The sequence below is a fragment of the Pseudomonas sp. GW821-FHT04C07 genome (assembly GCF_059420325.1).
In genome coordinates this window covers 181,791-204,026 of record NZ_JBWKTM010000003.1, presented here as the reverse complement: position 1 = coordinate 204,026, position 22,236 = coordinate 181,791, and the positions used below count along the sequence as shown (strand labels likewise).

Here is a 22,236-nt window from a genome sequence, read left to right as displayed (position 1 = left end):
CACTCCAGTTGCAAAATTAGGGTCTTAAACGTTTTAAAACTCAGTCCAGAGGCGGAACAGGTAACCCGCGCTTGGCATAGAAGGCATCAACAAAGGCGGCCAATGTACCCTGTTGAATAGACTCGCGCAAACCAGCCATAAGCACCTGGTAATGGCGCAAATTGTGGATCGTATTCAACATGCTACCCAGCATTTCGCCGCACTTGTCCAGATGATGCAGGTAAGCGCGGGAGAAGTTCTGGCAGGTATAGCAATCACAGGTCGGATCCAGCGGCGAATCATCATGACGATGGAACGCGTTGCGGATCTTCAGCACGCCAGTATCAATGAACAGATGCCCATTGCGGGCATTGCGGGTTGGCATCACGCAATCGAACATGTCCACACCGCGGCGCACACCCTCAACCAGATCTTCCGGCTTGCCAACACCCATAAGGTAACGAGGTTTGTCTGCGGGCATCAGGCCTGGCAGGTAATCCAGCACCTTGATCATTTCGTGCTTGGGCTCGCCCACCGACAAACCGCCAATGGCCAGGCCATCGAAGCCGATCTTGTCCAGGCCTTCCAGGGAGCGCATGCGCAGGTCCTGGTGCATACCGCCCTGAACGATACCGAACAGTGCAGCGGTATTGTCGGCATGGGCATTCTTCGAACGCTGAGCCCAGCGCAACGACAGCTCCATGGACACCCGAGCAACGTCTTCATCGGCCGGATACGGCGTGCATTCGTCGAAAATCATTACGATGTCCGAGCCCAGATCGCGCTGAACCTGCATCGACTCTTCCGGACCCATGAACACTTTCGCGCCATCGACCGGCGAGGCGAAGGTCACGCCCTCCTCCTTGATCTTGCGCATGGCGCCCAGGCTGAACACCTGGAAACCACCGGAGTCGGTCAGAATCGGGCCTTTCCACTGCATGAAGTCATGCAGGTCGCCGTGCTTCTTGATCACTTCAGTGCCAGGGCGCAGCCACAGGTGAAAAGTGTTGCCAAGGATGATTTCAGCACCGGTAGCGGAGATATCCCGCGGCAGCATGCCCTTGACCGTGCCGTAAGTGCCGACCGGCATGAACGCTGGGGTTTCAACGGTACCGCGGGGAAAGGTCAGACGACCACGACGAGCCTTGCCATCAGTGGCGAGCAACTCAAAAGACATACGACTCATGCTTGATCCTCAGGGGCCAAACCCTTGGGGGCAGTTGGCGCAGGGTTACGGGTAATGAACATCGCATCACCGTAGCTGAAAAAGCGGTACCCATGTTCGACGGCCGCTGCATAGGCAGCCATGGTTTCGGGATAACCGGCGAACGCCGAAACCAGCATCAACAATGTGGATTCGGGCAAATGGAAGTTGGTCACCAGGGCATCGACCACATGGAACGGCCGGCCCGGGTAGATAAAGATATCGGTGTCGCCACTGAACGGCTTGAGCACACCATCGCGGGCAGCACTTTCCAGCGAACGCACGCTGGTGGTGCCAACCGCAATCACCCGCCCGCCACGGGCACGGCAAGCGGCGACTGCATCCACCACATCCTGACCGACTTCCAGCCATTCTTTGTGCATGTGGTGATCTTCGATACGCTCCACGCGCACCGGCTGAAAGGTCCCGGCACCGACGTGCAGGGTCACGAACGCGGTCTCGACGCCCTTGGCGGCAATTGCCTCCAGCAGCGGCTGATCAAAATGCAACCCCGCCGTCGGCGCTGCCACCGCGCCCAGGCGCTCGGCGTAAACCGTCTGATAACGCTCGCGGTCCGAGCCTTCATCCGGGCGGTCTATATAAGGAGGCAACGGCATGTGCCCGACGCGATCGAGCAGCGGCAGCACTTCCTCGGCAAACCCCAGCTCGAACAGCGCGTCATGGCGCGCCAGCATCTCGGCTTCGCCACCACCGTCGATAAGGATCCTGGAACCTGGCTTGGGCGACTTGCTGGAGCGCACATGGGCCAGCACGCGATGACTGTCGAGCACCCGCTCGACCAGAATTTCCAGCTTGCCGCCGGAAGCTTTCTGGCCAAACAGCCGCGCCGGAATCACCCGGGTATTGTTGAACACCATCAAATCGCCCGGGCGCAAATGCTCAAGCAAATCAGTGAATTGACGGTGTGCGAGGGCGCCGCTGACCCCATCCAGGGTCAACAGGCGACTACCACGACGCTCGGCCAAAGGATGGCGAGCAATCAAGGAATCAGGGAGCTCGAAGGTAAAGTCAGCAACGCGCATGATGGGGTTCGTCTAGCAGGGCCGGAAAGTTTAGCGGAAATAGTAAAAATTCACCACGAAACGTGATTGACCAACGGTAATCACCTCTCTATACTTCGCCGCCATTGAGCCCTGATGGCGGAATTGGTAGACGCGGCGGATTCAAAATCCGTTTTCGAAAGGAGTGGGAGTTCGAGTCTCCCTCGGGGCACCAAAATTAAGAAAGGTCTTGCTTTGCAAGGCCTTTTTTTTCGCCCAAAGAAAAGCCACCACCGCCCCGTGCAGGAGCTGCCGAAGGCTGCGACTTTTGATCTTGCCCTTCCACACCTCCCGCACCACCGGGACATTTCAAAAGGATTCCCCTCATGGAATTGCCACTGGAAAGCGTCGCCCTCTTCTCCCTCAAGCTCGCTTACGAGACGGAAGATCAAAGTCCGATCCTGCGTGACGATCTGATCATGAGCGATTACCAGCGGGATGTATTCGAGTTACTGGTGCGCCGGGGTGATGTCGAGGCTATCCAGCTTAAAGTGGATCAATGCCTGGGTTTGGCGCTGAACGCTTTAGGCGGTGTTAATACACCGCTAGGTCGCGAGCTGAACAGGTTATCAGCTGATTTCGGCGGTGCTCAGACCATGGCGCAGCTTGATACCCCGCTGATCGCGCTCAAGGACTACCTGAAAGACATTCAGTGAATGATGGGGCCGCCCGAGACGACAAGGGTGGTGGCCGGGGTGGCACAGAACACCGCTAGCCCGTCCGGAGTTTGATCGTTCCCACGCTCCGCGTGGTAACGCATCCCGTGACGCTCCGCGTCACAAATCGCCGCTTCACCCGACAACTCCCCCCAACCACAGCAACTTGATCCAACGACCTTCCGGCGTCATCCACTGACTACACCTCCTTGCACCATTGCCTACAAATCCCCCAGAATCGCCCCGCTTGTGCGCCTTGCCCCACGCCACTAAGGTTCTCCAGTCGCTGCCCATCAGCGATCGGGTTTAGTCGCCCGGAGGTTGTCATTACGGTGTACAAGCATCATTCAGTCAGGCATTCCCTATCCCTGCACTTGATGGTGGCTGTGCGCAGGGCGCTTCGGCGCGCCGGTAATGGTGACTCCCCGGTCGACTAACCTGCGTACAGCCGCCACCCCTTCGTTTAGTCGCGAAGTGGTTGCGGCTCCACTCAAGGAGCACCAACCATGTTCAAAGTCACCCCCAACCCACCCGAAGCCCCAAACGTTTCGCCCTACGAAACCCTCGATTCGAAAAATCTCCACCAAGCCGCGCACCGGGCCCTCGATCACTACCTGACCCCGCCGCTATCAAGCAAACCGCGTTCCAGCGACGAGCGTCCGCCCCAGTTCTTCACTGTCGCCCCGGACATCAACCCCGAAGCCTTGATGGCCCACACCTACGAAACCTTCTGCTCGGCCAGCACCCTGACCCTGGATTTGTCCGATGACCTGGAAGGCAAACACCGCAACCTCGCCCTCGCAATTTATAGCCTGATGGAGTTGGGGTTGTTGTTGGTCGAAAAAGCACTGGATCGCGAGCATTCGGTGAAGGTGTAGGCAAGTAGAGCAAGCGCGCCCGCGTCGAGCGCGGGCGCACCAAAGTTGATGGGATTTGGGTTTGGGGCCAGTGGCGCCGAGCGGTAGGCAGGCAGGCAGGCAGGCAGGCAGGCAGGCAGGCTAGATGATTCTCAGATTTACTTTTCAAAAAGTTGACAAGTGTCTAGTCCTGAAACAGGTGTAAACCTTATTCAGGACGGGACAAAGCCCACAAATAAATCTGTCCCCTTTCCCTCAAGAACTTAAAATCTTTGCATTGAGCAGTGGATTCCGGGTTCCGATTTCGCGTAGCAGCGCGCAAAAAAGGTGTTTTCAGCGGTCAGTATCCGGGCCGTCTGAAAGAACCGACTTTTTCAACAGAATCGACCCAAGGCAGCCGATTGAATACTTACGGCACACCCACGGATAGCTCCAGCAACTGATAAAATCGGTAAATGGCGATATTTATATCGTCCATGATTTCATCATCCTACTCTTCGATGATTCCCAACTCGGCTTTCAATGCAGCGATTCGCTCCTTGAGCTCTGCTACGAGCCCGCACGATCAGTGGCGATAATTTATGAATTGCCACGGTTTTTTTTAGACTTTTAGACAGTTCCTGGCCGATTTGGGCCATTCGCGAGTACTCTCTTTTGCCGGGGACGGATGGCCAAGCCATAAGGGACATTAATCTGACCGGCCAAAGACGCCTCGATCTAATAAGCGGGGGCGCCTCCCCTGTTAATCCCTGTCAGCTTGCCGAATTGCGTGCCATGACGATCCACGCCGCGCCGTCGATCATCACCGACCGCTCGCCGGGAAGGCTGGCGAAAGCGCCACGAACCGCCGCCGAGGCGCGGGCGCGGATGTCGTCGGGCTGATCGGCGAGCGCAAGCGACAGCGGGCCGCCCTCGAACGCCATCTTCACCGCGTCATCGATCGCCGCGTCTCGCGTCCCGCCCTCACCGAACGGGATACAAGCATCGAAGGGCGCGATAGCGATATCGGTGAAGCCGGCCGCTGTCAGGATGCGCGTCACCCGTCCCCGGTCGCCGAACGAGAACGGGCCGGGCGCTTCGGGACCGGGCGGCGCGGGTAGCGGGACGATGTCCTTGATCGCGCCCATCGGCAGGCGCAGCCAATCGTTCTCGGCCACGCCGCGCCAGCAGACGAAAGCGACCCGCCCGCCCGGCCGCAGCGCACGCCGCATATGGGCAAACGCCCCAGTCGGATCGTCGAAGAACATCACCCCGAAACGCGAGAACAGGATGTCGAACGCGCCCTCGGGCAGCTCGGCGCTGCTGGCGTCGGCCACCCGGAACAGGGCCGGCGTATCCTTCGGCGCAAGCGCACGCGCTCGGCCGATCAACGGTTCGGATATGTCCACGCCTAGCACATGGCCGCCCGCGCCGACGCGAGCGGCCAGAGCCAGACTCGAGGCGCCCGCGCCGCAGCCGACGTCCAGAACGCGTTCGCCCGTCGCGGGCGCGGCGGCTTCTATCGCGGCCTGGCCGAACACCGCGAACATGGCGTCGAGCCGGGCCTGGTTGGCGGCCCAGTACTCTCCACTTTGGCCATTCCAGTCAGCTACCTGATAGGCATTTTGCTCTGTCATGACATCTCCTCGTTTTGATTCGCTCTTAACTAGGCCGTGCAAAAGCCGGGAACGGCGACCTTCTGGAACAGGTGCGGGCTGCCTACGACGGATGACGGATAGGCCGAAAGCTTCGCGACGAACTCGGGATGGGTGAGGCCGGCGCGGACCGTCTCGGTAGATTCCCACACCACATAGTTCAGGTAAGTCGGGCTATCGCCGATCGCTCGATGCAGTTGCATGGAAATGAAGCCCGGTTGCTTCGTTATGATCTCGGCAGCCGCCTTGAAAGCGTCCAGGAAGCCCGCTTCGTCGGCGTAATCGAGCGTGAAGAGGTTGATTAGCACGACTGGCGCGGCCGCGATGCCGAGTTGGCGCTCAAGCGGGAATTTATCGTCTAGCGGTTTGAATTTACGGTCTTGCGGCTTTTGGTCGGCCATGGTGGCGCTCCTGTCTATTGTGAAATTGAAACTGGCGTGATCGATGCTGCTTCGAAGCAACATTCAGAAACCAGCAACCACCGAAGAAGGGAACCTGTGCTCTCAAACCAACATCGACTGCTGGGCGGAGATGCCCGCCGTCGCGCCTTGCCATGATGCCGTGGTGACCGAGGGCATGAGGGGATTGGCGAGGTCGCCGGCGGCGTAGACGCCGGGCATGCTGGTTTCGCGGCGCTCGTCGACCTTGAGGGCGATGCCCAGGGGTGTATCGACCGTGGCGAGGCCCAGCGATTCATGCAGGCTTGCGGACGGCTTGTTGCACGGATGCGCGAACAGAATGTCGACCGCGACAGGGGGGCCGGCGTCGAGCCTGACGGTGGTGTTATGGCTCTCGTCATGGTCGATTTCGGTGATCCGGCCATCGACGACAGGGATGCCGCGGCGCGCCAGATCGGCCCGGATGTCGGGTGGAATGTCGTGACCATTGGCGAAGACCGTCAATGTGTCGGTCCAGTCGTGGTATAGCCTGACGTAGTTGTGCGACGGCGGGCCGGACCAGACGAGGCCCCAATGCCGGCCGGCAACTTCAAAGCCGTCGCAATAGGGGCAAGGCACGATGGAGCTGCCCCAGCCTTCGGCAAAGCCGGGAACTTCAGGCATCTGGTCGGCGACGCCATAGCTCAGGATCAGGCGGCGCGCCCTGAGGCTTTCGCCATCGCCAGTGAGGACAGAGAAATCGTCGATAGCGCCGCAGACGCTCTCGGCACAGGCAGTGACCAGCCTGACCGTGGGATAACGCGCCAGCTGCTGCCGCGCCTCGACCAGGATCTCCAGCGGTGGCTTGTGGTCGTGGCCGAGCAGGCCATGCGAGTGGTCGGCGAAGCGATTGCGCGGCAGGCCGGTGTCGAGAACGGTGACCTTGCGCCGGGCACGGCCGAGCTGCAAAGCGGCGGCAAGACCGGCAAAACTGCCACCGATGATGATGACGTCATTCATGGTGATGGGCTCCGCGCTGTGGATGAAAGGAGATCGGCTTGCACACTTAAGATACTAAGAAGTACCATAATTCACGAATTTAGATACTGTCAAGTACTGGAATTTTATGACCGAAAACAGTCAGGGCCGACGTGGCCGGCCCGCCAACGATGCGCTAGGCCAGACGATCATCGACGCCGCGGGCGAACTTTTTGCGGAATTGGGTTTTCAAGCGACGACAATGGACAAGGTCGCCCAGCGGGCGAAGATATCCAAGCTAAGCATCTATCGGCACTTCGAGAACAAGGAGGCGCTGTTCAGTGCGGCCATCGCGGCCCACTGCCATCAGTTTGCACCACAGGCCCTTATTGAAGGCGTCGGCGGTTCGGCGGCAGATCAGCTCATGGCGGTGGGAACATCCCTGCTCCGCACGTTGTTGAGCCCGGATGTGCGCAGTGTCGAAGCCATGATCATGGCCGCCAAGACGAATCAAAGGTCGTTAAGCAAGCTGCATTACGAAGCCGGCCCCGCCTATGTCATCGCCCAGATCGAGGCCCTGTTGGGTCAGTTGCACGCGAAGGCGATTCTGAACGTGCCCGATCCTCTGCGGTCCGCCCGTTTGTTTGCCGCGCTATTCAAAGGATCCGATCTCCTGATGATCGCGCGCTTCGATGAGGAGAGAGCAGAGGACGACAACGAAATCGAATCCTATTGCCGGGCGGCCGTCGCCATGTTCATCGCCGCGCACGGCGGCACCGACCACGCTGGCGATTAGGAGCTTAATTGCCCCGGCCAGCCTGGCCAGCGCCCCTGCTGGCCAAGCTAGCGGCGGCGCGATCGCATCGGCATTCAAAGGGGATGCGTTTCCGATGCAGTAGCCAAGAGTGCTCTTGCTTCCTGCAAGTGGTTGCGGAACCGGATGGCATAGTCCTCTGCAACTGCCGCCTGAATGCTGAAACGGCTGGCCAGCGCACGGCGCCAATCAGCCACTCGATTCAGTCCATCGAACAACTGATGATTGGGCTCGAATCCAAGTATGTCGAAGTAGCGAAAAACTGGAGCCACGGCGATGTCGACCATGCTGAGCCTCTCGCCGACGAAATAAGGGCCGTCCAATATTTCACTGTCGAATCGCTCCAGCTTTCCTCTCAATGCTGCAGATTTGCCAAGGGCTGTCTGCTGGTCGGTGGCGTTCAAAAATCCCCATGCATCCGCCAGTGTGGCAGAGGCGAATTCGATCCATGCACGGTGTTGTGCTCGGATCAACGCATTCATTGGATGTAACGCAGGCTCCGGGTACACCTCCTCCAGGTATTCGCAAATGGCGACGCTCTCGAATAGAACGGACTCGCCTTCATTGCCGTCTGGAACCTTGAGCAGCGGAACCTTACCGCTTGGCGACATCGCCAGAAACCAGTCTGGCCTGTCGCGAAGATCGACATCGATACGCTGAAAGGTAATACCTTTTTCGAGTAACACGATGGCCACTCGCTGAACGAATGGGCATAACGGATGGCTGACGAGTGTGAACTGTGACTGTGGCATTGGAATAGACCCACTGAAGAATCAAAGCCCGCCGCCACGAGTGGGAGCGGGCCGTATAGAAGCAACGTCCGTGACTTCAAGAAAGCCTGAGTGGCAATCAGTTTTCCGTAAAAGCGCAGGAGACGTTCCTTCGCGTATCGTTGGCAGCTAAAGCGAGCGGCCACCGTCGACGATGAGTTCCGAGCCAACCGTCCATCGTGACTCGTCTGACGCCAGGTACAGCACGGCCTTGGCCACTTCCTCGGGCGTACCAAACCGGCCGAACGGAATGGTCGCTGCGATATCCTGGTTGAGCTGTTCGCGATAGGCATCGGGAATACCGAGCTTGTCGTAAAGCGGCGTATCAATCGGACCAGGGCTGACTGCATTGACGCGAATACCACGCGGGAGCAGTTCGCTAGAAAGCGTCTTCGACATGTTCAGGAACGCGGCCTTGGTCGCGCCATAAACTGATGAACGCGCGTCGCCGAGGTGTGCACTAACCGAGGTATTGAGAACCACCGACGCAGGGTTCGCGAAGACTGGTAGCAATGCCTGGATCAGAAAGTACGGCCCCTTAACGTTGATGTCGAAGGAGCGATCGAACATTTCCTCCGTCCACTCTTCGATCGGCAGCCAAACGGATACGCCTGCATTGAGAAAGGCAACATCGAGTTGGCCATAGTGAGTCTGAACGGCCTGCGCCAGTTCCTTCTGCGCATCGATGCTGGCTGAGTCAGCACGCAGTACCAATACTTCGCTTCCCAGTTCCGCCTGGGCCTTTGCGATGGACTCCGGATTGACTCCGGTAACGATCACGCGCGCGCCTTCGGCGAGGAACTGCTTAGCCGTTTCCAGGCCAATGCCGCTGGTGCCGCCGGTGATGAGAGTGCGTTTGCCTTGCAATCGGGACATGTAAGTTTCCTTTTCGGTTTTTCACGGTCAGTCGATGTACTGACCTGCCAGAGGGAAACTATGTATTCATACCTGTGCATTGATAAGATGGCCTATTCGAATACATTTCATGCTTATATTGCATGAATGAGAGGCCTAGATGGATCGACTACTGCTGATGACCTGCTTTGTTCGCGCTGTTGAGACAGGAAGCTTCTCGGCTGCGGGGCGTGACCTGGGGCTGGGGCAGCCTAACGTCAGCCGCTATGTGGCGGCGCTGGAAGATCATTTGCAAACCAGGCTGCTTCACCGATCCACACGAAAGCTTGCCCTCACCCCCGAAGGAGAACGCTATTACGCAGATGCCCGGCGCATTCTCGATGCCGTGGAAGAATCGGAGTCGTCCTTCAGGGAGAACGTCGCCCCGTCCGGATTGTTGCGAGTCGCCTGCCCGACCGCGCTAGCCCATGCATTCGTGGTGCCGCATGTATCCACATTTCTGGAGCGCTATCCAGAGTTGACGCTCGACCTGCAGATCAATGATCGCTATGTGAATCTGGTCGACGAAGGGGCTGAACTGGCGATCCGCATCGGACATCTGGAAGACAGCGCAATGCGTGCCCGGCCGCTAGGCTGGTTCGAGCGTGTATGCGTTGCCAGCAAGGGATACCTGGCCAAACGCGGAATCCCCACGACGCCCAATGATCTGAGAACGCACGATTGCCTGATCTACACCCTGCTGTCGACAGGCACCACATGGCGCTTTCGGGATATCGATGTTCCCGTTTCTGGCAGGCTTCGGGTCAACTCACCTGAGGCCATACGAGAGTGTGTAAACGAGGGACTGGGGATCGCACAGGGGCCCGAATGGCTTTACGAGGAAGGGCTGAAAAATGGCAATCTGCGGGTGTTGCTTAGGGACTACGCAGCTCCGGCTGTCCCCGTGCAAGTCATTTACGTTGCCGACCGGCTTCTCCCCAAAAGGGCCATTGTATTCATGGATTTCATCGCCGAGGTGTTCGCAAAAAATTCTGCATTTAACGATCAACCCAGACCATCATAATTGCAGTAGTCAGCTTGGTGTGCTCATGACGCCCGACTAATCATGAAAATTCGCCAGGTGCCGGTTCGGCATTTTCGGCAGACCAGGGAGTCTATCCTTAACCAGTTTCGTGAAAATATTATTGACAGCTCGTCGGAAATTGGATGGAGATATCCGATCAAACTTTCATCCACACCAGTCCTTATTGAAAGCAGGTAGGGTGTACACTTCGCAGTACAACGTGGAAGTGTACATAGACAAAAAACTATTTAAATCATACAGCTATGCTATTATTCGAGTCTCCCTCGGGCACCAAAATCAAGAAAGGCCTTGCTTTGCAAGGCCTTTTTTTTTCGCCCAAAGAAAAGCCACCACCGCCCCGTGCAGGAGCTGCCGAAGGCTGCGACTTTTGATCTTGCCCTTCCACACCTCCCGCACCACTGGGACATTTCAAAAGGATTCCCCTCATGGAATTGCCACTGGAAACCGTCGCCCTCTTCTCCCTCAAGCTGGCTTACGAGACGGAAGATCAAAGTCCGATCCTGCGTGACGATCTGATCATGAGCGATTACCAGCGCGATGTTTTCGAGTTACTGGTGCGCCGGGGTGATGTCGAGGCTATCCAGCTTAAAGTGGATCAATGCCTGGGTTTGGCGCTGAACGCTTTAGGCGGTGTTAATACACCGCTAGGTCGCGAGCTGAACAGGTTATCAGCTGATTTCGGCGGTGCTCAGACCATGGCGCAGCTTGATACCCCGCTGATCGCGCTCAAGGACTACCTGAAAGACATTCAGTGAATGATGGGGCCGCCCGAGACGACAAGGGTGGTGGCTGGGGTGGCACAGAACACCGCTAGCCCGTCCGGAGTAGCTGAAAACCCCAATATTCATTGGGCCGCACTGATGGTGTTTTACACCTAAAGTGATTGACGGAAGTGTCAACTTCGTTCGAGAATGACTGTGAGCGCGAAACCAGTTGCCTCCAGCGGCTATAACTGGCGTAGGAACCCCGTCGATGGCTGGACATCAGCGCAGGGTGAGACCTCCACACCCCTGCTTGAGGGTGTGTATATGAATATCAAGCAAAACTTTTAAGGGCAGCCCTCATGAGCTGCCCTTTTTCTTGCCCGTAACAAAAGTGTGTAGCGCTTGAACAACAACTCACCGTGCCGGTGCTTGTTCAACGCCTTGGCATCGCTCTGCATGAAGTTCCACATCACCCGGCCCCCGACGAGGGACACGCTCACCAGCATTTGCCTCTTGGACTCATAGGCGCCAATGAAGGCCAGCCGATACGTCTCGTTTGTAAATGCCACCTTCCAGACTTCAAGTGGACCACAGAGAGTATCCATGGCCATTTTCACATAGCGCTCCCGGGCATCCATCCGTTTTTCCACGATGTGATAGATGCTGCTGCGCAGGATCGTCACCGCCCCCATAGGCGTTTTAACTGCCAGCGACAGAATCGCGGGATCAACAAAGCCCAGGTGCTGGGCAACGACCTCAATAGCATCCTCATGAGACGTGGCCGCCGGCACTTCATCCATCGCCTGCGAACGTAGCTCGCGCTCCAGAGTACGCAAATCAGGCAGATTGCTGTCCAGCCAGGTGGGCTGACCTTTCCGCTCTGAAATCTTGGGAGGGGTAGTGTCCGTACTCAAAAGGCGATCCGACCAGGCATGGTAGACCAGCATTTTGCCATAGATCTTGCAGGCCATCGGCCCGACCGAGCGACGAACGGGGACACCCATCAGCGATCGGGTTTAGTAGCCCGTGGTTAAAACAAAGTGCATCGAGCTCCAAACAGTCAGGTTTCCCTATCGCCTGCACTTGATGGTTGACGCTCCGCGTCACAGCTAGCGGCACCCTCCCTCTCTTTCTCCCACCCAAAAATCCCCTTTCCCTTTTCTTGCCTGTGCCCGGCGGGCAAGCCGCTCTACGGCAACGGCAGCCACTGCGTGATCAACGGGCGCCTGGCCATCAAGTTCCAGGGCGCGCAACAAAACTGTCTACCCTGCGCGTTGCGTAGCCAGTGCCTGCGCACATCCCCGCGAACGCGGGTATCCAATGAACTGTCACTCGATCTCGAACAGACCGTTGCGCACCGGCGTGGCGGCCAGGCGCTGGCGGATGTCCTCATCGATGCGCGCATCGTCCGGACGATAGAGCATCACCTGGCGGTAGGCGCTGACCCGGTTGATCTCCGGCCCCAGGTACTCCCAAACCACGCGGGTGCAGGCCGGAGTACGCCGGTCGCCGCTGGAGACACCGGTCTTCAGGCCATTCAAGCGGGTGATGCGGCTCTTGAAGCTGGGGATGAGAATGGTCTGACTCATCTCGTTGACGGTCAGCGACTCGTAGTCGATGAGGAACAAGCGGTCCTGCAGGTGGAACGCCGCGCCCAAGTAGCGGCAGCGCACCCAGTCTTCCGCCTGCACGTCAGTGCTGCTGGAGCGCTCTTGGCGTTCCTGGCGCTCGAACAGGAAGTTGCCGCGCTCCTCGCGCAGATGCACCAGCGACAACAGGATGCTGCCAGGCACCGACATGCAATTGGCGTATTCAAAGTAGTAGCCGCAGTAGCGCGAAAGGCTACTGGAGTGCTCACGCAGTGGTTGCAGCAGGCTGTAGAGCGGGTCATCGGTCGGACTCGAAGCGCTGTCCGTATTGCGCGCGCCGATGAGGCGGGCGAACTGCTCAGGCGGCAGGCCCAGTTCGTAGTCCTCGACCCCGAAGAAATCTCCGATGCGCCTGAGGTTGTAGGCAGTCGGCTGGCTCTGGCCACTGAGGTACTTGTTGAACTGCGCGCGGTGGATCGCCAGTTTGCGACAAACCTCGGCGATCGAGCGGTAATGGCTGCACAACAGCTTGAGATTGGTGCCCAGGTTGTTCGACATGCGCCGGCCTCCAGTGATGCGAGCTGCGCGAATATAGCATCAACTAGCATCAGATCAAGCAAACCTGCGAAATGGCCTGACCGTCGGCGCTGGCCCATCATGCTCGCCACACTCACGGCACTGTTGTCGTGCAGTCCATATTCGAACAATAAGAATCGAGGAATCCTCCATGCTCGAAGCGCTTAACGATTTCCTGTCCGGGAAACTGCTCATCGTGCTTATCGTCGGGTTGGGCAGCTACTTCACCCTACGCTCCCGCTTCGTCCAGTTCCGTCACTTCGTCCATATGTTCAGCGTGTTCAAGGACTCCCTGCGCAGCAGCTCCGGCCAGTTGAGCTCGTTTCAGGCGCTGATGCTCAGCCTCGCTGGCCGTGTCGGTGCGGGCAATATTGCAGGCGTTGGCATCGCCGTGACCCTGGGCGGCCCCGGCGCAGTGTTCTGGATGTGGGTGACCGCGCTGGTCGGCATGTCCAGCAGCTTCTTCGAGTGTTCCCTGGCCCAACTCTACAAGCGCAGTGACGGCAACGGCCTTTACCGTGGTGGCCCGGCCTACTACATCCAGCACGGCCTCGGCCAGCGCTGGCTGGGCATGGTCTTCGCGGCCCTGCTGCTGGTGACCTTCGGCTTCGCCTTCAACGGCCTGCAATCCCACGCAGTGACTCACTCGTTGGAAAACGCCTTCGCCTTCCCCGTACAGTACAGCGGCATCGCCCTGGCCGCGCTGCTGTGCCTGGTGTTCATTGGCGGCATCAAGCGCATTGCCGCAGTGGCCGACCTACTGGTGCCGGTCAAGACCCTGATCTACATCGCAGTGACCCTCTACGTGATCGTGCTGCAATTCGACCATGTACCGGGCATGCTTGTGACCATCGTAAAGAGTGCCTTCGGCCTCGATCCGGCCTTTGGTGGCCTGATCGGCAGCGCCATCGTGATGGGCGTGAAGCGCGGTGTATTCGCCAACGAAGCGGGCCTCGGTAGCGCACCCAACGTCGCCGCCGTGGCTGCCGTGCGCCATCCGGTGGCACAAGGCGTGGTGCAGGCGTTCAGCGTGTTCCTCGACACCTTTGTCATCTGCACCTGCACTGCCCTGCTGATCCTGCTCTCGGGCTTCTACACCCCGGGCTTCGAGGGTGACGGCATCGTCCTGACCCAGAACTCCCTGGCCGCAGTGGTCGGTGACTGGGGGCGGATCTTCGTCAGCGTGGCGCTGGCGCTCTTCGTGTTCACCTCAATCCTCTACAACTACTACCTCGGCGAGAACAGCCTGCAATACCTGTTCGGCCGCAGCCGTATTGCACTCATCGGCTACCGTGTCCTGGTGGTGGTGCTGATCCTCTGGGGCTCCATCCAGAACCTGTCTACGGTGTTCGCTTTTGCCGACATCACCATGACCTGCCTCGCCTTCGTCAACCTGATCGCACTGGCCCTGCTGTTCAAGGTCGGTCTGCGGTTGATGCGCGACTACGACGAACAGCGCCGCTCCGGGATCCAGACCCCAGTGTTCGATTCGGCGAAGTTCGCCGACCTCGACATCGACCGTGACGCCTGGCCCGCCGGGCAGGTCGCCGAGGCGCCCGTAGAACAACCTGTAGCGAGCCTGGTGCAAAGCCGCCGCTAACCCTTTAACAACGCTTCATAGGGTGCCGCTTTCCCGCTTGGCGCGGGGGAGTGGCATCGTCGCATCAGACAACAGTGCTCCCTGGCCCTGGCCGAATCCGCTAAAGCGATCCGCTGCATGCTGGCCCACCTGTTTCATTTCACGAGTTCCCAAGGACTACGGCATGAGCGCAGTCAAAAACCTTTTCGTACTCTATACCGGCGGCACCATCGGCATGCTGCAGACTCCTCAAGGGCTGGCCCCTGGTAGCGGTTTCGAAGCGCGTATGCGTGCGCACCCGGGAAGCCAGGCGTCGGCCCTGAACTGGCAGTTTCACGACCTGCTGCCGCTGCTCGATAGCGCCAACATGAGCCAGGCCAACTGGTTGGCCATGCGTGACGTCATTGTCGATGCGGTGACCATTGGCGGCCATGACGCGGTGCTACTGTTGCACGGCACCGACACCCTGGCCTACAGCGCTGCCGCACTGAGCTTCCTGCTGCTCGGCCTACCGGTGCCAGTGGTGCTGACCGGCGCCATGCTGCCCGCCGGCGCCGAGGGCAGTGATGCCTGGTCCAACCTGTGTGGCGCCATGCAGGCCCTGGAAGCGGGCATCGCGCCCGGGGTGCATCTGTATTTCAGTGGCGAGCTGATGCACGGCGCGCGGGTCAGCAAGCTGCGCAGCGATGCCTTTAACGCCTTCACCGTGCTGCCACGGCAACGTGATGGCGAACGCGCCGATGCGATCCCTTCGGCCCTGGACTACCTCCAGCCGCGCCAGCCGGTGAACCTCGCGGTGCTGCCGTTCTTCCCGGGCATCCAGGCTTGCCATGTGCAGGCCCTGCTCGATAGCGGCGTACGCGGGCTGCTGCTGGAGTGCTACGGCAGCGGCACCGGTCCCTCGGACAACGCCGAACTGCTGGCAGTCCTGCACGCAGCCCATGAGCGCGGCGTGGTGCTCGCGGCCATCAGCCAGTGCCCGCATGGCCATGTCGAGTTCGGCATCTATGCCGCCGGCAGCCAGCTACTCGCCAGCGGCCTGGTTTGCGCGGGCGGCATGACCCGCGAGGCGGCGCTGGGCAAGCTGTTCGCCCTGCTAGGCGCAGGTCTGGAGCAGGCCGAAGTGGAACGCTGGTTCGCCCTCGACCTGTGCGGTGAGCGGGTGGACTGAAAGATCGCTCCTCAGGATCGCGCTTAATGACCCGGTCCTCCCTGAAGTGGGGAGGACGGCCAGAGGATTCTCAAATTTACTTACCGCACACTGCGCTTCACAGATCGCCGCCGCACCCGGCAACTCCCCCCAACCACAGCAACTTGATCCAACGACTTTCCGGCGTCATCCACTGACTACACCACCTTGCGCCATTGCCTACAAATCCCCCAGAATCGCCCCGCTTGTGCGCCTTGCCCCACGCCACTAAGGTTCTCCTGTCGCTGCCCATCAGCGATCGGGTTTAGTAGCCCGTGGAGGTATGAAAGGTGCATTGCGCTCCAGACAGTCAGGTTTCCCTATCCCTGTACTCAATGGTGGCTGTGCGCAGGGCGCCCTCGGGCGCGCCGGTTTCGTATCTCCCCGGTCTACTAACCTGCGTACAGCTGCCACCCCTTCGTTTAGTAGCGAGTCGGTGGCAGCTCCATTCAGGAGATCGTCAATGTTCAAAGTAACCCCCAATCCACCCGAAATCCCAAACGTTTCGCCCTACGAAACCCTCGATTCGAAAAATCTCCACCAAGCCGCGCATCGGGCCCTCGATCACTACCTGACCCCGCCGCCATCGGGCAAGCCGCGTTCCAGCGACGAGCGTCCGCCCCAGTTCTTCACTGTCGCCCCGGACATCAACCCCGAAGCCTTGATGGCCCACACCTACGAAACCTTCTGCTCGGCCAGCACCCTGACCCTGGACCTTTCCGAAGATCTGGAGGGCAAACACCGCAACCTCGCCCTGGCGATTTATAGCCTCATGGAGTTGGGGTTGTTGCTGGTCGAAAAAATGATGGATCGCGAGCATTCGGTGAAGGTGTAGGCAGATAGAGCAAGCGCGCCCGCGATCGAGGCGGGCGGGCCAGAGTTGAAATGGAGATTCAAATGGCAACTGACTGGAATCAGATCCGCGAAATGATGAACACCGTTATCGACAGCTGCGAGCAGATCGAAAACGCGGGTTACAGCGAGCAGCATCGATCGGCCACTGTCGAGATCAAGGGCCAGGAATACTCGGTTCAGGAGTTTCTGATCAGCGCCTGGACGCTGCCGGAAAGCATTCGCTACAGGATCATTCAGGAGCGCCACGATAAGTGCGTTGCCCTGCCCTATGTGCCTGAGGCCGCCCGCATATTGGTCGCCATGGCCCAGGCCTGCGGCGAGCTGATCGGCGCGCACGACGCAGCGCCCGCGCAGCAGGCCATCCGCGGTATGAATCATTGGTACAGCAACTACGCAGTACCGAATATCAAGGCGGCGATTGATAAGGCTAAAGCCGGGGCGGGCGAGTAGTTTCCACGCGCTCGTGCGACGGGATCTGCGCGAGCGCAAGACGATGCCAAGGGTTATGGCAGAGGAATGTGTACACCGTCAGATCAGATGGGCACTGTAGCGCCGCTATCGCGAGCAAGCTCGCTCCTACAGGGGTCGGGATAATCCGCAGGCGGGGCGGCGTAGAAAACGTTGTCGTCCTCGGGTGGGTGCGCTGTCAGCTCCGTAGATCGCCTTCGTGTACGTTCCATTGCGCCCGGTATTCCATCAGGAAGTCGACAAAGGCTCTGAGTCGCAAAGGCGTATGCCGTCCGCCAGGGTAGAGCAGCGTAAATGGCCGGGATCGTCCGTTGAACGCTTCAAGGACTTCGACCAGCGAGCCTTCTGCCAACTCTTTTTCAACGATGAATTTGTAGGTCTGAAAGAGGCCCGCACCATGTTTGGCCAGCGTTACGCCGCCCAGGACATCGTCCGAACAGCTATAGCCGCCTTCAGTGAGTATCTCTTTGTCCTTGGCGTTTTCCTTGAACAACCAGGCAATGCGCCTACCGCTGCTGGGCAGCTCGAATTGAATGCACTCATGGTTGTGCAAGTCATCCAGGGTTTGCGGTCTACCCGCGCGCTGCAAGTATTCGGGACTCGCCATCGTGACCAGTTGCGCGTCTTCCAGGTGCCGGGCGATCAATCCTGAGTCGGGCAGGACCCGGACCCTGATTGCCATGTCGTAGCCTTCTTCAATGAAGTCGACGTTACGATTGCTGATGTTTACATCGACCTTTACCGCCGGGAAGCGCGCTCGAAAGGCCGGCAGCAACGGCAAGATGCGGTGATGGCCGTAGGTGGTGGGCACGCTGATACGCAAGGTCCCGGAAGGTGTTTGCTGCTTGCCCATCACTTCACGCTGGGCTTCGACCAACTGGGCCAACGCCTGGCGGCATTGCTCGAAATACGCTCGACCACTTTCCGTCAGTTTTACGCTGCGGGTGGTTCGGGTGAAAAGGCGCACGCCCATGCGCGCCTCCATGCGCGACACCGAGCGACTGACCGCCGCTGGTGTTACCCCGGCTACCGCTGCCGCGGTGGTGAAGCTTCCTGATTCAGCCGCCAGGCAAAACAACTCGATGCTGCCCAGCAGAATGTCGTCGAACTGTCGCTTCATGATTGATTACGCCATGGTTCAAATGAAGTGCTCTGACTGGTATCTATCAAACAAAGGTAAATAAATACAGTTGTTTCACCGGAGCAGCTACTTGAAGGCAAGGACTCCGGGACACCCCGTGAATCCTTATTTTGAAGTTCCAGAACTGTTGTGATCACTGGCACATCGAGCGGCATTGGCCCCCTACAACATCAAGGTCAACGCCGTGGCTCCAGGCATTGCGAAATTACCGATGCTGTGCTTTACCTGACCAACGCGAACTTCACCGCAGGCATCGTTTTAGCCGTCGATGGCGGGATGAGCAGCGGCAAGTGGTAAACACCAGGGAGCCGCTACCGGCTCCCTGGTTCAGATCTTATCGATAACATCACAGGAGCACGATCATGCCTTTCGTCAGTGTGCGCATCACCCGAGACGGTGTTACCCAGCAGCAAAAAGCCCAGGTCATCGCCGAAATCACCGAAACCCTGGAGCGGGTGTTGGGCAAGCGTCCTGACCTGACCCATATCGTTATAGAGGAAATCGATACCGACAATTGGGGGTATGCCGGAATGACCACCACTGAATATCGCAAGAACCTGAAAACCTGACAGGAATCGAGCGCCTACCCTGTGGCGAGGGAGCAAGCGCCCTCGCCACAGGGTAGGCGACGGCTCGTCCTTAAATGATTGGCCCGCTACCTCCCCGCCTTCACCAACACTGGTTTCTCTTGATAGCGCTCGGGATACAACTGTTTCAGCTGCGCCACCTTGGGCAGATCGTTGATCACGATGTAGGGATACGTCGGATGCTCGGTCAGGAAGTCCTGGTGGTAGGCCTCGGCCGGGTAGAAACCTTTGTAGGTTTCGAGCTTGGTAACGATGGGTTTATTGAACGAATGCGCTGCATCGAGCTGGGTGATATAGGCCTGGGCGACGCGTTGCTGTTCGCTGTTTTCCGGGAAGATCGCCGAGCGGTATTGAGTACCGGTGTCAGGGCCCTGGCGATTCAGTTCAGTCGGGTTATGGGCAACTGAGAAGTAGATCTGCAGCAAGGTGCCGTAGGTGACTTGGGCGGGGTCGAAGGTGACCTCGACGGATTCGGCGTGGCCGGTGTTGCCGTCACTGACGCGCTCGTATTGTGCGGTGTTGGCAGCGCCGCCGGCGTAACCGGAGACGGCTCGCTTCACGCCTTTGACGTGTTGGAACACGCCTTGTACACCCCAGAAGCAGCCACCGGCGAATACTGCGGTTTCGGTGCTGGATTTAGTCGCCGGCTCGTCCAGGGCAGGCGGCGGGATAAGCACTGCGTCCTCCGTGGTGCCGAAGGAAAATGCAGAGCATTGGCCGATGAAGGTGGCGGCGGCAAGACCCAAAAGAGCCCGGCGCCAGATTGGGCGTGAAAGATTGAATGTGCTTTTCATGGTGCTGACTCCTTGATATATGGGTCCGGCGAGAGCTCTTCGCTGCATGTCACGGCGCCTTCGCGGGCAAGCCTCGCTCCTACGAAATCGGTGGTCGGACTTGCGATCAACCAAACGTAAACGCATACGCCGACACACCCGGATCGAGGAATTCAATGCTGAACGTTCGATCCGCCACATCACCCGGTTGGCGAACCAACTGATAAAGCCGTTGCTCGGTCACGGTGCCGGTGCCGTCGGGGGCTACGTCGGTGCCGTGGGCAGCGCCGGGCATCTGGCCGTCGACGGTGACTTTGAAGCGCACCGGTTTGCCGTCAGCGCCGGGGCCCAGCACCAGGTGCAAGTCCCGGGCATGGAAGCGGTAGACGATCCGGCCCGCCGGGGCTGCCAGCGTGGCCCGCTCGGCGCCGACGTTCCATTTGCCCTCCAGCCCCCAATCGTTGAGGGACGGTGCAGACGGCGGGCTGTAAGCCGTTACCTGATCAGGCGCCAGGCTGTCGGCCGGGACAAAATGTTCGGAGCGCTGGTAGCCAAGGTAGGTCTCCGGCGATTGTACTTCTTTCATGTCCGGGGCCAGCTGCACGCCCTGGGCGCTGGCATTGATCAGGCCATCGGCAACTTTCGCGGCACCGGCCTCGCGCAGCAATTGCTGAATCACCCGCTCCGACTCGGCGTAGTTGCCCTCACCAAAATGGTGATAGCGAATACGCCCCTGAGCATCGGCAAAGTAATGCGCCGGCCAGTATTCGTTGTTGAAGGCGCGCCAGATCTTGTAGTCGTTGTCGATGGCCACCGGGTAGTTGATGCCCAGATCCTTCATGGCTTTGGTCACGTTGCCCACGTCACGCTCGAAGGCGAATTCCGGGGCGTGCACGCCGATCACCACCAACCCTTGATCGCGATACTTCTCGGCCCAGGCTTTGACGTACGGCAACGTGCGCAAGCAATTGATGCAGGAGTAAGTCCAGAAATCCACCAACACCACTTTACCCTTCAAGGCCTGGGTGGTCAGTGGTGGCGAATTGAGCCATTGCACGGCACCGTCGAGCGACGGCAGATTGCCTTCGATTGGCAACGCCGCAGCCTCTTTCGCCGCCATCTTCATGGCGCCGCCGGAGGCCATCATGCTTGAGCCCGGCAGGGCGTCCTGAGACTGAGGGATTTGCGCCTTCATCGCCCCGCTGCTGGCCAGCGTTTTCCCGGCAAGACGGCCGACCAACGCCTGTTCGATACCGCCGGTGGACGCTGTCGAGACCCGCGCCAGAATCCCGGTGTCCAGACCCAGGGCGATGGCCACGACGCCTGCCAGCATCGCTGCGCCCAAACCGCGGCGCACCCATTCACCGGCACCGATTGAGCGCTTCATCGCCGCGAAAACCTTACCACCAATCAGCAATGCACCGGCGAGCGAGGTCGCGGCACCTGCGGCGTAAGCCAGCAACAGCAAGGTAGTGCCGATGCTGGCCCCCTGCAGTGCTGCACCGGTCAGCACCAACCCGAGAATCGGTCCCGCGCACGGTGCCCAGAGCAGGCCGGTGGCGACGCCGATCAAGAACGAGGCGCCGGGACGTGGTCGCGCATCGGCGCCCGCCGCTTGCGACAGACGACCGCCGGCCGCCACCAGTGGTCGGGTCAGCCGCTCGGCGAGGTGCGGCAGCAACAGCGTCAGCCCGAATAGCGCAACGAACAGCAACGCGAGCCAGCGACCGTACTGATTGACTTGCACCACCCAACCGCCGCCGACCGCCGCCAGTGAGGCGACGAGCGCGAAGGTCAGGGCCATCCCCGCCAGCAGCGGCAAGCCACTGCGCAAAAACGGCTGCCCGGTGCGAGCGAAGACAAAGGGCAATACCGGCAGAATGCACGGGCTGACAATCGTCAGCACGCCACCGAGATACGCGAGAACCAGAAGCCACATAGTGTCGACCCGAATGAGGTGAGAGAAAAAGCATGCCCATGGTTTATGCCGATAATGGCTCGAAGGTCATCGCAAGGCCGTTCATGCAGTAGCGCAGACCGGTCGGTTTTGGCCCATCGTCGAAGACATGCCCCAGATGGCCGCCGCAACGCCGACAGTGGACTTCTTCGCGCAAGACGCCGAATGAACGGTCCTCGCGGGTCGCCACCGCGTTGTTCAACGGTGCCCAGAAGCTCGGCCAACCGGTGCGGCTGTCGAACTTGGTGCTCGATGAAAACAACGGCAAGTCGCAACCGGCGCAGGCGAAGGTGCCTTCGCGGTGTTCATCGTTCAGCGGGCTGGTGTAGGCGCGCTCGGTGCCTTCCTTGCGCAAAATGTCGTACTGCCCCGCGCTGAGCAGTGCCCGCCACTCGGCATCGGTATGGGTGACTTCAAAGGTTTCGCCAGCGCTGGCATCGCTGACCAGTGCCGAGCTTGCGGTAAACTTTGGCAATAAGCCGATGGCCAGCGCCGCAACGCCCAGGCCGCCGCCCGCTATCAGGAACTGTCGCCGAGAAAACATGGCTC

General features: G+C 59.4%; 23 protein-coding genes and 1 tRNA gene. 11 read left to right on the top strand and 13 right to left on the bottom strand.

The features are described from left to right. Positions 1-40: 40 nt before the first annotated feature. Positions 41-1,156, bottom strand: a complete 1,116-nt coding sequence (gene tgt / locus AC07UI_RS07680) for a tRNA guanosine(34) transglycosylase Tgt (protein ID WP_494992141.1) — start codon at positions 1,154-1,156, stop codon at positions 41-43. A gap of 5 nt (positions 1,157-1,161) precedes the next feature. Continuing rightward, positions 1,162-2,226, bottom strand: a complete 1,065-nt coding sequence (queA, locus tag AC07UI_RS07675; RefSeq protein WP_494991915.1) for a tRNA preQ1(34) S-adenosylmethionine ribosyltransferase-isomerase QueA — start codon at positions 2,224-2,226, stop codon at positions 1,162-1,164. Between the two features lie 108 nt (positions 2,227-2,334). Between queA and AC07UI_RS07670 the strand changes: the two genes are divergently transcribed. From AC07UI_RS07670 to AC07UI_RS07660, 3 genes are all read left to right on the top strand, one after another. Continuing rightward, a tRNA-Leu gene (locus tag AC07UI_RS07670) sits at positions 2,335-2,419 on the top strand. A 151-nt stretch (positions 2,420-2,570) separates the two neighbouring features. Beyond that, positions 2,571-2,900, top strand: a complete 330-nt coding sequence (locus tag AC07UI_RS07665) for a hypothetical protein (protein WP_494991914.1) — start codon at positions 2,571-2,573, stop codon at positions 2,898-2,900. A gap of 506 nt (positions 2,901-3,406) precedes the next feature. Continuing rightward, the gene (locus AC07UI_RS07660; protein WP_494991913.1) at positions 3,407-3,778 is read left to right on the top strand and encodes a DUF6124 family protein; all 372 of its coding nucleotides are present in this window, start codon (positions 3,407-3,409) and stop codon (positions 3,776-3,778) included. A 731-nt stretch (positions 3,779-4,509) separates the two neighbouring features. On the opposite strand, the gene AC07UI_RS07655 is transcribed toward AC07UI_RS07660, so the two are convergent. The 3 genes from AC07UI_RS07655 to AC07UI_RS07645 all read right to left on the bottom strand — a co-directional run bounded on the left by AC07UI_RS07655 (position 4,510) and on the right by AC07UI_RS07645 (position 6,788). Beyond that, positions 4,510-5,373 carry a class I SAM-dependent methyltransferase gene (locus tag AC07UI_RS07655; RefSeq protein WP_086946347.1) on the bottom strand — a complete coding sequence of 288 codons (864 nt, stop codon included), beginning with the start codon at positions 5,371-5,373 and terminating at the stop codon, positions 4,510-4,512. A gap of 29 nt (positions 5,374-5,402) precedes the next feature. Further along, positions 5,403-5,792: an antibiotic biosynthesis monooxygenase family protein gene (locus tag AC07UI_RS07650; protein WP_054984084.1), complete on the bottom strand. Its 390-nt coding sequence runs from the start codon at positions 5,790-5,792 to the stop codon at positions 5,403-5,405. A gap of 102 nt (positions 5,793-5,894) precedes the next feature. Continuing rightward, positions 5,895-6,788, bottom strand: coding sequence for an NAD(P)/FAD-dependent oxidoreductase (locus AC07UI_RS07645; protein ID WP_494991912.1), 894 nt, complete (start codon positions 6,786-6,788; stop codon positions 5,895-5,897). Between the two features lie 106 nt (positions 6,789-6,894). Between AC07UI_RS07645 and AC07UI_RS07640 the strand changes: the two genes are divergently transcribed. Next, positions 6,895-7,542: a TetR/AcrR family transcriptional regulator gene (locus AC07UI_RS07640; protein WP_494991911.1), complete on the top strand. Its 648-nt coding sequence runs from the start codon at positions 6,895-6,897 to the stop codon at positions 7,540-7,542. A gap of 74 nt (positions 7,543-7,616) precedes the next feature. On the opposite strand, the gene AC07UI_RS07635 is transcribed toward AC07UI_RS07640, so the two are convergent. Together AC07UI_RS07635 and AC07UI_RS07630 are read right to left on the bottom strand one after the other, a co-directional pair. Continuing rightward, on the bottom strand, positions 7,617-8,312 hold the full coding sequence (locus tag AC07UI_RS07635) for a glutathione S-transferase family protein (protein WP_494991910.1): 696 nt from the start codon (positions 8,310-8,312) through the stop codon (positions 7,617-7,619). Positions 8,313-8,459: 147 nt separating this feature from the next. Continuing rightward, positions 8,460-9,206 carry an SDR family oxidoreductase gene (locus AC07UI_RS07630; protein WP_494991909.1) on the bottom strand — a complete coding sequence of 249 codons (747 nt, stop codon included), beginning with the start codon at positions 9,204-9,206 and terminating at the stop codon, positions 8,460-8,462. A 139-nt stretch (positions 9,207-9,345) separates the two neighbouring features. On the opposite strand from AC07UI_RS07630, the gene AC07UI_RS07625 reads away from it, so the two are divergent. Together AC07UI_RS07625 and AC07UI_RS07620 are read left to right on the top strand one after the other, a co-directional pair. Then, positions 9,346-10,248 (top strand): LysR family transcriptional regulator, encoded by a 903-nt coding sequence (locus AC07UI_RS07625; RefSeq protein WP_086946341.1) that lies wholly within the window; start codon positions 9,346-9,348, stop codon positions 10,246-10,248. Between the two features lie 446 nt (positions 10,249-10,694). After that, the gene (locus AC07UI_RS07620; RefSeq protein ID WP_494991908.1) at positions 10,695-11,024 is read left to right on the top strand and encodes a hypothetical protein; all 330 of its coding nucleotides are present in this window, start codon (positions 10,695-10,697) and stop codon (positions 11,022-11,024) included. Between the two features lie 293 nt (positions 11,025-11,317). Here the strand turns inward: AC07UI_RS07620 and AC07UI_RS07615 are convergent, their stop codons facing one another. Then, positions 11,318-11,977, bottom strand: coding sequence for a PBECR2 nuclease fold domain-containing protein (locus AC07UI_RS07615; RefSeq protein ID WP_494991907.1), 660 nt, complete (start codon positions 11,975-11,977; stop codon positions 11,318-11,320). A 324-nt stretch (positions 11,978-12,301) separates the two neighbouring features. Continuing rightward, the gene (locus AC07UI_RS07610; RefSeq protein ID WP_494991906.1) at positions 12,302-13,120 is read right to left on the bottom strand and encodes a helix-turn-helix domain-containing protein; all 819 of its coding nucleotides are present in this window, start codon (positions 13,118-13,120) and stop codon (positions 12,302-12,304) included. Positions 13,121-13,289: 169 nt separating this feature from the next. Here AC07UI_RS07610 and AC07UI_RS07605 point away from each other — a divergent pair, with 169 nt between their 5' ends. The 4 genes from AC07UI_RS07605 (at position 13,290) to AC07UI_RS07590 (ending at position 17,211) form a co-directional block, all read left to right on the top strand. Continuing rightward, on the top strand, positions 13,290-14,738 hold the full coding sequence (locus AC07UI_RS07605; protein ID WP_494991905.1) for an alanine/glycine:cation symporter family protein: 1,449 nt from the start codon (positions 13,290-13,292) through the stop codon (positions 14,736-14,738). A 163-nt stretch (positions 14,739-14,901) separates the two neighbouring features. Further along, complete coding sequence (locus tag AC07UI_RS07600; protein ID WP_494991904.1) at positions 14,902-15,888, top strand: asparaginase; 987 nt, start codon at positions 14,902-14,904, stop codon at positions 15,886-15,888. A 481-nt stretch (positions 15,889-16,369) separates the two neighbouring features. Next, positions 16,370-16,741: a DUF6124 family protein gene (locus AC07UI_RS07595; protein WP_494991903.1), complete on the top strand. Its 372-nt coding sequence runs from the start codon at positions 16,370-16,372 to the stop codon at positions 16,739-16,741. A 62-nt stretch (positions 16,742-16,803) separates the two neighbouring features. Continuing rightward, positions 16,804-17,211: a hypothetical protein gene (locus AC07UI_RS07590; RefSeq protein WP_494991902.1), complete on the top strand. Its 408-nt coding sequence runs from the start codon at positions 16,804-16,806 to the stop codon at positions 17,209-17,211. Between the two features lie 196 nt (positions 17,212-17,407). Here AC07UI_RS07590 and AC07UI_RS07585 read toward each other — a convergent pair whose 3' ends face one another. After that, positions 17,408-18,349 carry a LysR family transcriptional regulator gene (locus AC07UI_RS07585; protein ID WP_494991901.1) on the bottom strand — a complete coding sequence of 314 codons (942 nt, stop codon included), beginning with the start codon at positions 18,347-18,349 and terminating at the stop codon, positions 17,408-17,410. A 383-nt stretch (positions 18,350-18,732) separates the two neighbouring features. On the opposite strand from AC07UI_RS07585, the gene AC07UI_RS07580 reads away from it, so the two are divergent. Continuing rightward, positions 18,733-18,939: a tautomerase family protein gene (locus AC07UI_RS07580; protein ID WP_494991900.1), complete on the top strand. Its 207-nt coding sequence runs from the start codon at positions 18,733-18,735 to the stop codon at positions 18,937-18,939. Between the two features lie 86 nt (positions 18,940-19,025). Here AC07UI_RS07580 and msrA read toward each other — a convergent pair whose 3' ends face one another. From msrA to msrB, 3 genes are all read right to left on the bottom strand, one after another. Further along, positions 19,026-19,751 (bottom strand): peptide-methionine (S)-S-oxide reductase MsrA, encoded by a 726-nt coding sequence (gene msrA / locus AC07UI_RS07575; RefSeq protein ID WP_494991899.1) that lies wholly within the window; start codon positions 19,749-19,751, stop codon positions 19,026-19,028. A 106-nt stretch (positions 19,752-19,857) separates the two neighbouring features. Beyond that, on the bottom strand, positions 19,858-21,669 hold the full coding sequence (locus AC07UI_RS07570; RefSeq protein WP_494991898.1) for a cytochrome c biogenesis protein DipZ: 1,812 nt from the start codon (positions 21,667-21,669) through the stop codon (positions 19,858-19,860). Between the two features lie 43 nt (positions 21,670-21,712). Continuing rightward, positions 21,713-22,231 (bottom strand): peptide-methionine (R)-S-oxide reductase MsrB, encoded by a 519-nt coding sequence (gene msrB / locus AC07UI_RS07565; RefSeq protein ID WP_494991897.1) that lies wholly within the window; start codon positions 22,229-22,231, stop codon positions 21,713-21,715. Positions 22,232-22,236 lie beyond the last annotated feature (5 nt).

Bases quoted from the DNA above. Each gene is read 5' to 3' on its own strand.
- tgt (WP_494992141.1), bottom strand. From the start codon at position 1,156: ATGTCTTTTGAGTTGCTCGCCACTGATGGCAAGGCTCGTCGTGGTCGT.
- queA (WP_494991915.1), bottom strand. From the start codon at position 2,226: ATGCGCGTTGCTGACTTTACCTTCGAGCTCCCTGATTCCTTGATTGCT.
- AC07UI_RS07665 (WP_494991914.1), top strand. From the start codon at position 2,571: ATGGAATTGCCACTGGAAAGCGTCGCCCTCTTCTCCCTCAAGCTCGCT.
- AC07UI_RS07660 (WP_494991913.1), top strand. From the start codon at position 3,407: ATGTTCAAAGTCACCCCCAACCCACCCGAAGCCCCAAACGTTTCGCCC.
- AC07UI_RS07655 (WP_086946347.1), bottom strand. From the start codon at position 5,373: ATGACAGAGCAAAATGCCTATCAGGTAGCTGACTGGAATGGCCAAAGT.
- AC07UI_RS07650 (WP_054984084.1), bottom strand. From the start codon at position 5,792: ATGGCCGACCAAAAGCCGCAAGACCGTAAATTCAAACCGCTAGACGAT.
- AC07UI_RS07645 (WP_494991912.1), bottom strand. From the start codon at position 6,788: ATGAATGACGTCATCATCATCGGTGGCAGTTTTGCCGGTCTTGCCGCC.
- AC07UI_RS07640 (WP_494991911.1), top strand. From the start codon at position 6,895: ATGACCGAAAACAGTCAGGGCCGACGTGGCCGGCCCGCCAACGATGCG.
- AC07UI_RS07635 (WP_494991910.1), bottom strand. From the start codon at position 8,312: ATGCCACAGTCACAGTTCACACTCGTCAGCCATCCGTTATGCCCATTC.
- AC07UI_RS07630 (WP_494991909.1), bottom strand. From the start codon at position 9,206: ATGTCCCGATTGCAAGGCAAACGCACTCTCATCACCGGCGGCACCAGC.
- AC07UI_RS07625 (WP_086946341.1), top strand. From the start codon at position 9,346: ATGGATCGACTACTGCTGATGACCTGCTTTGTTCGCGCTGTTGAGACA.
- AC07UI_RS07620 (WP_494991908.1), top strand. From the start codon at position 10,695: ATGGAATTGCCACTGGAAACCGTCGCCCTCTTCTCCCTCAAGCTGGCT.
- AC07UI_RS07615 (WP_494991907.1), bottom strand. From the start codon at position 11,977: ATGGGTGTCCCCGTTCGTCGCTCGGTCGGGCCGATGGCCTGCAAGATC.
- AC07UI_RS07610 (WP_494991906.1), bottom strand. From the start codon at position 13,120: ATGTCGAACAACCTGGGCACCAATCTCAAGCTGTTGTGCAGCCATTAC.
- AC07UI_RS07605 (WP_494991905.1), top strand. From the start codon at position 13,290: ATGCTCGAAGCGCTTAACGATTTCCTGTCCGGGAAACTGCTCATCGTG.
- AC07UI_RS07600 (WP_494991904.1), top strand. From the start codon at position 14,902: ATGAGCGCAGTCAAAAACCTTTTCGTACTCTATACCGGCGGCACCATC.
- AC07UI_RS07595 (WP_494991903.1), top strand. From the start codon at position 16,370: ATGTTCAAAGTAACCCCCAATCCACCCGAAATCCCAAACGTTTCGCCC.
- AC07UI_RS07590 (WP_494991902.1), top strand. From the start codon at position 16,804: ATGGCAACTGACTGGAATCAGATCCGCGAAATGATGAACACCGTTATC.
- AC07UI_RS07585 (WP_494991901.1), bottom strand. From the start codon at position 18,349: ATGAAGCGACAGTTCGACGACATTCTGCTGGGCAGCATCGAGTTGTTT.
- AC07UI_RS07580 (WP_494991900.1), top strand. From the start codon at position 18,733: ATGCCTTTCGTCAGTGTGCGCATCACCCGAGACGGTGTTACCCAGCAG.
- msrA (WP_494991899.1), bottom strand. From the start codon at position 19,751: ATGAAAAGCACATTCAATCTTTCACGCCCAATCTGGCGCCGGGCTCTT.
- AC07UI_RS07570 (WP_494991898.1), bottom strand. From the start codon at position 21,669: ATGTGGCTTCTGGTTCTCGCGTATCTCGGTGGCGTGCTGACGATTGTC.
- msrB (WP_494991897.1), bottom strand. From the start codon at position 22,231: ATGTTTTCTCGGCGACAGTTCCTGATAGCGGGCGGCGGCCTGGGCGTT.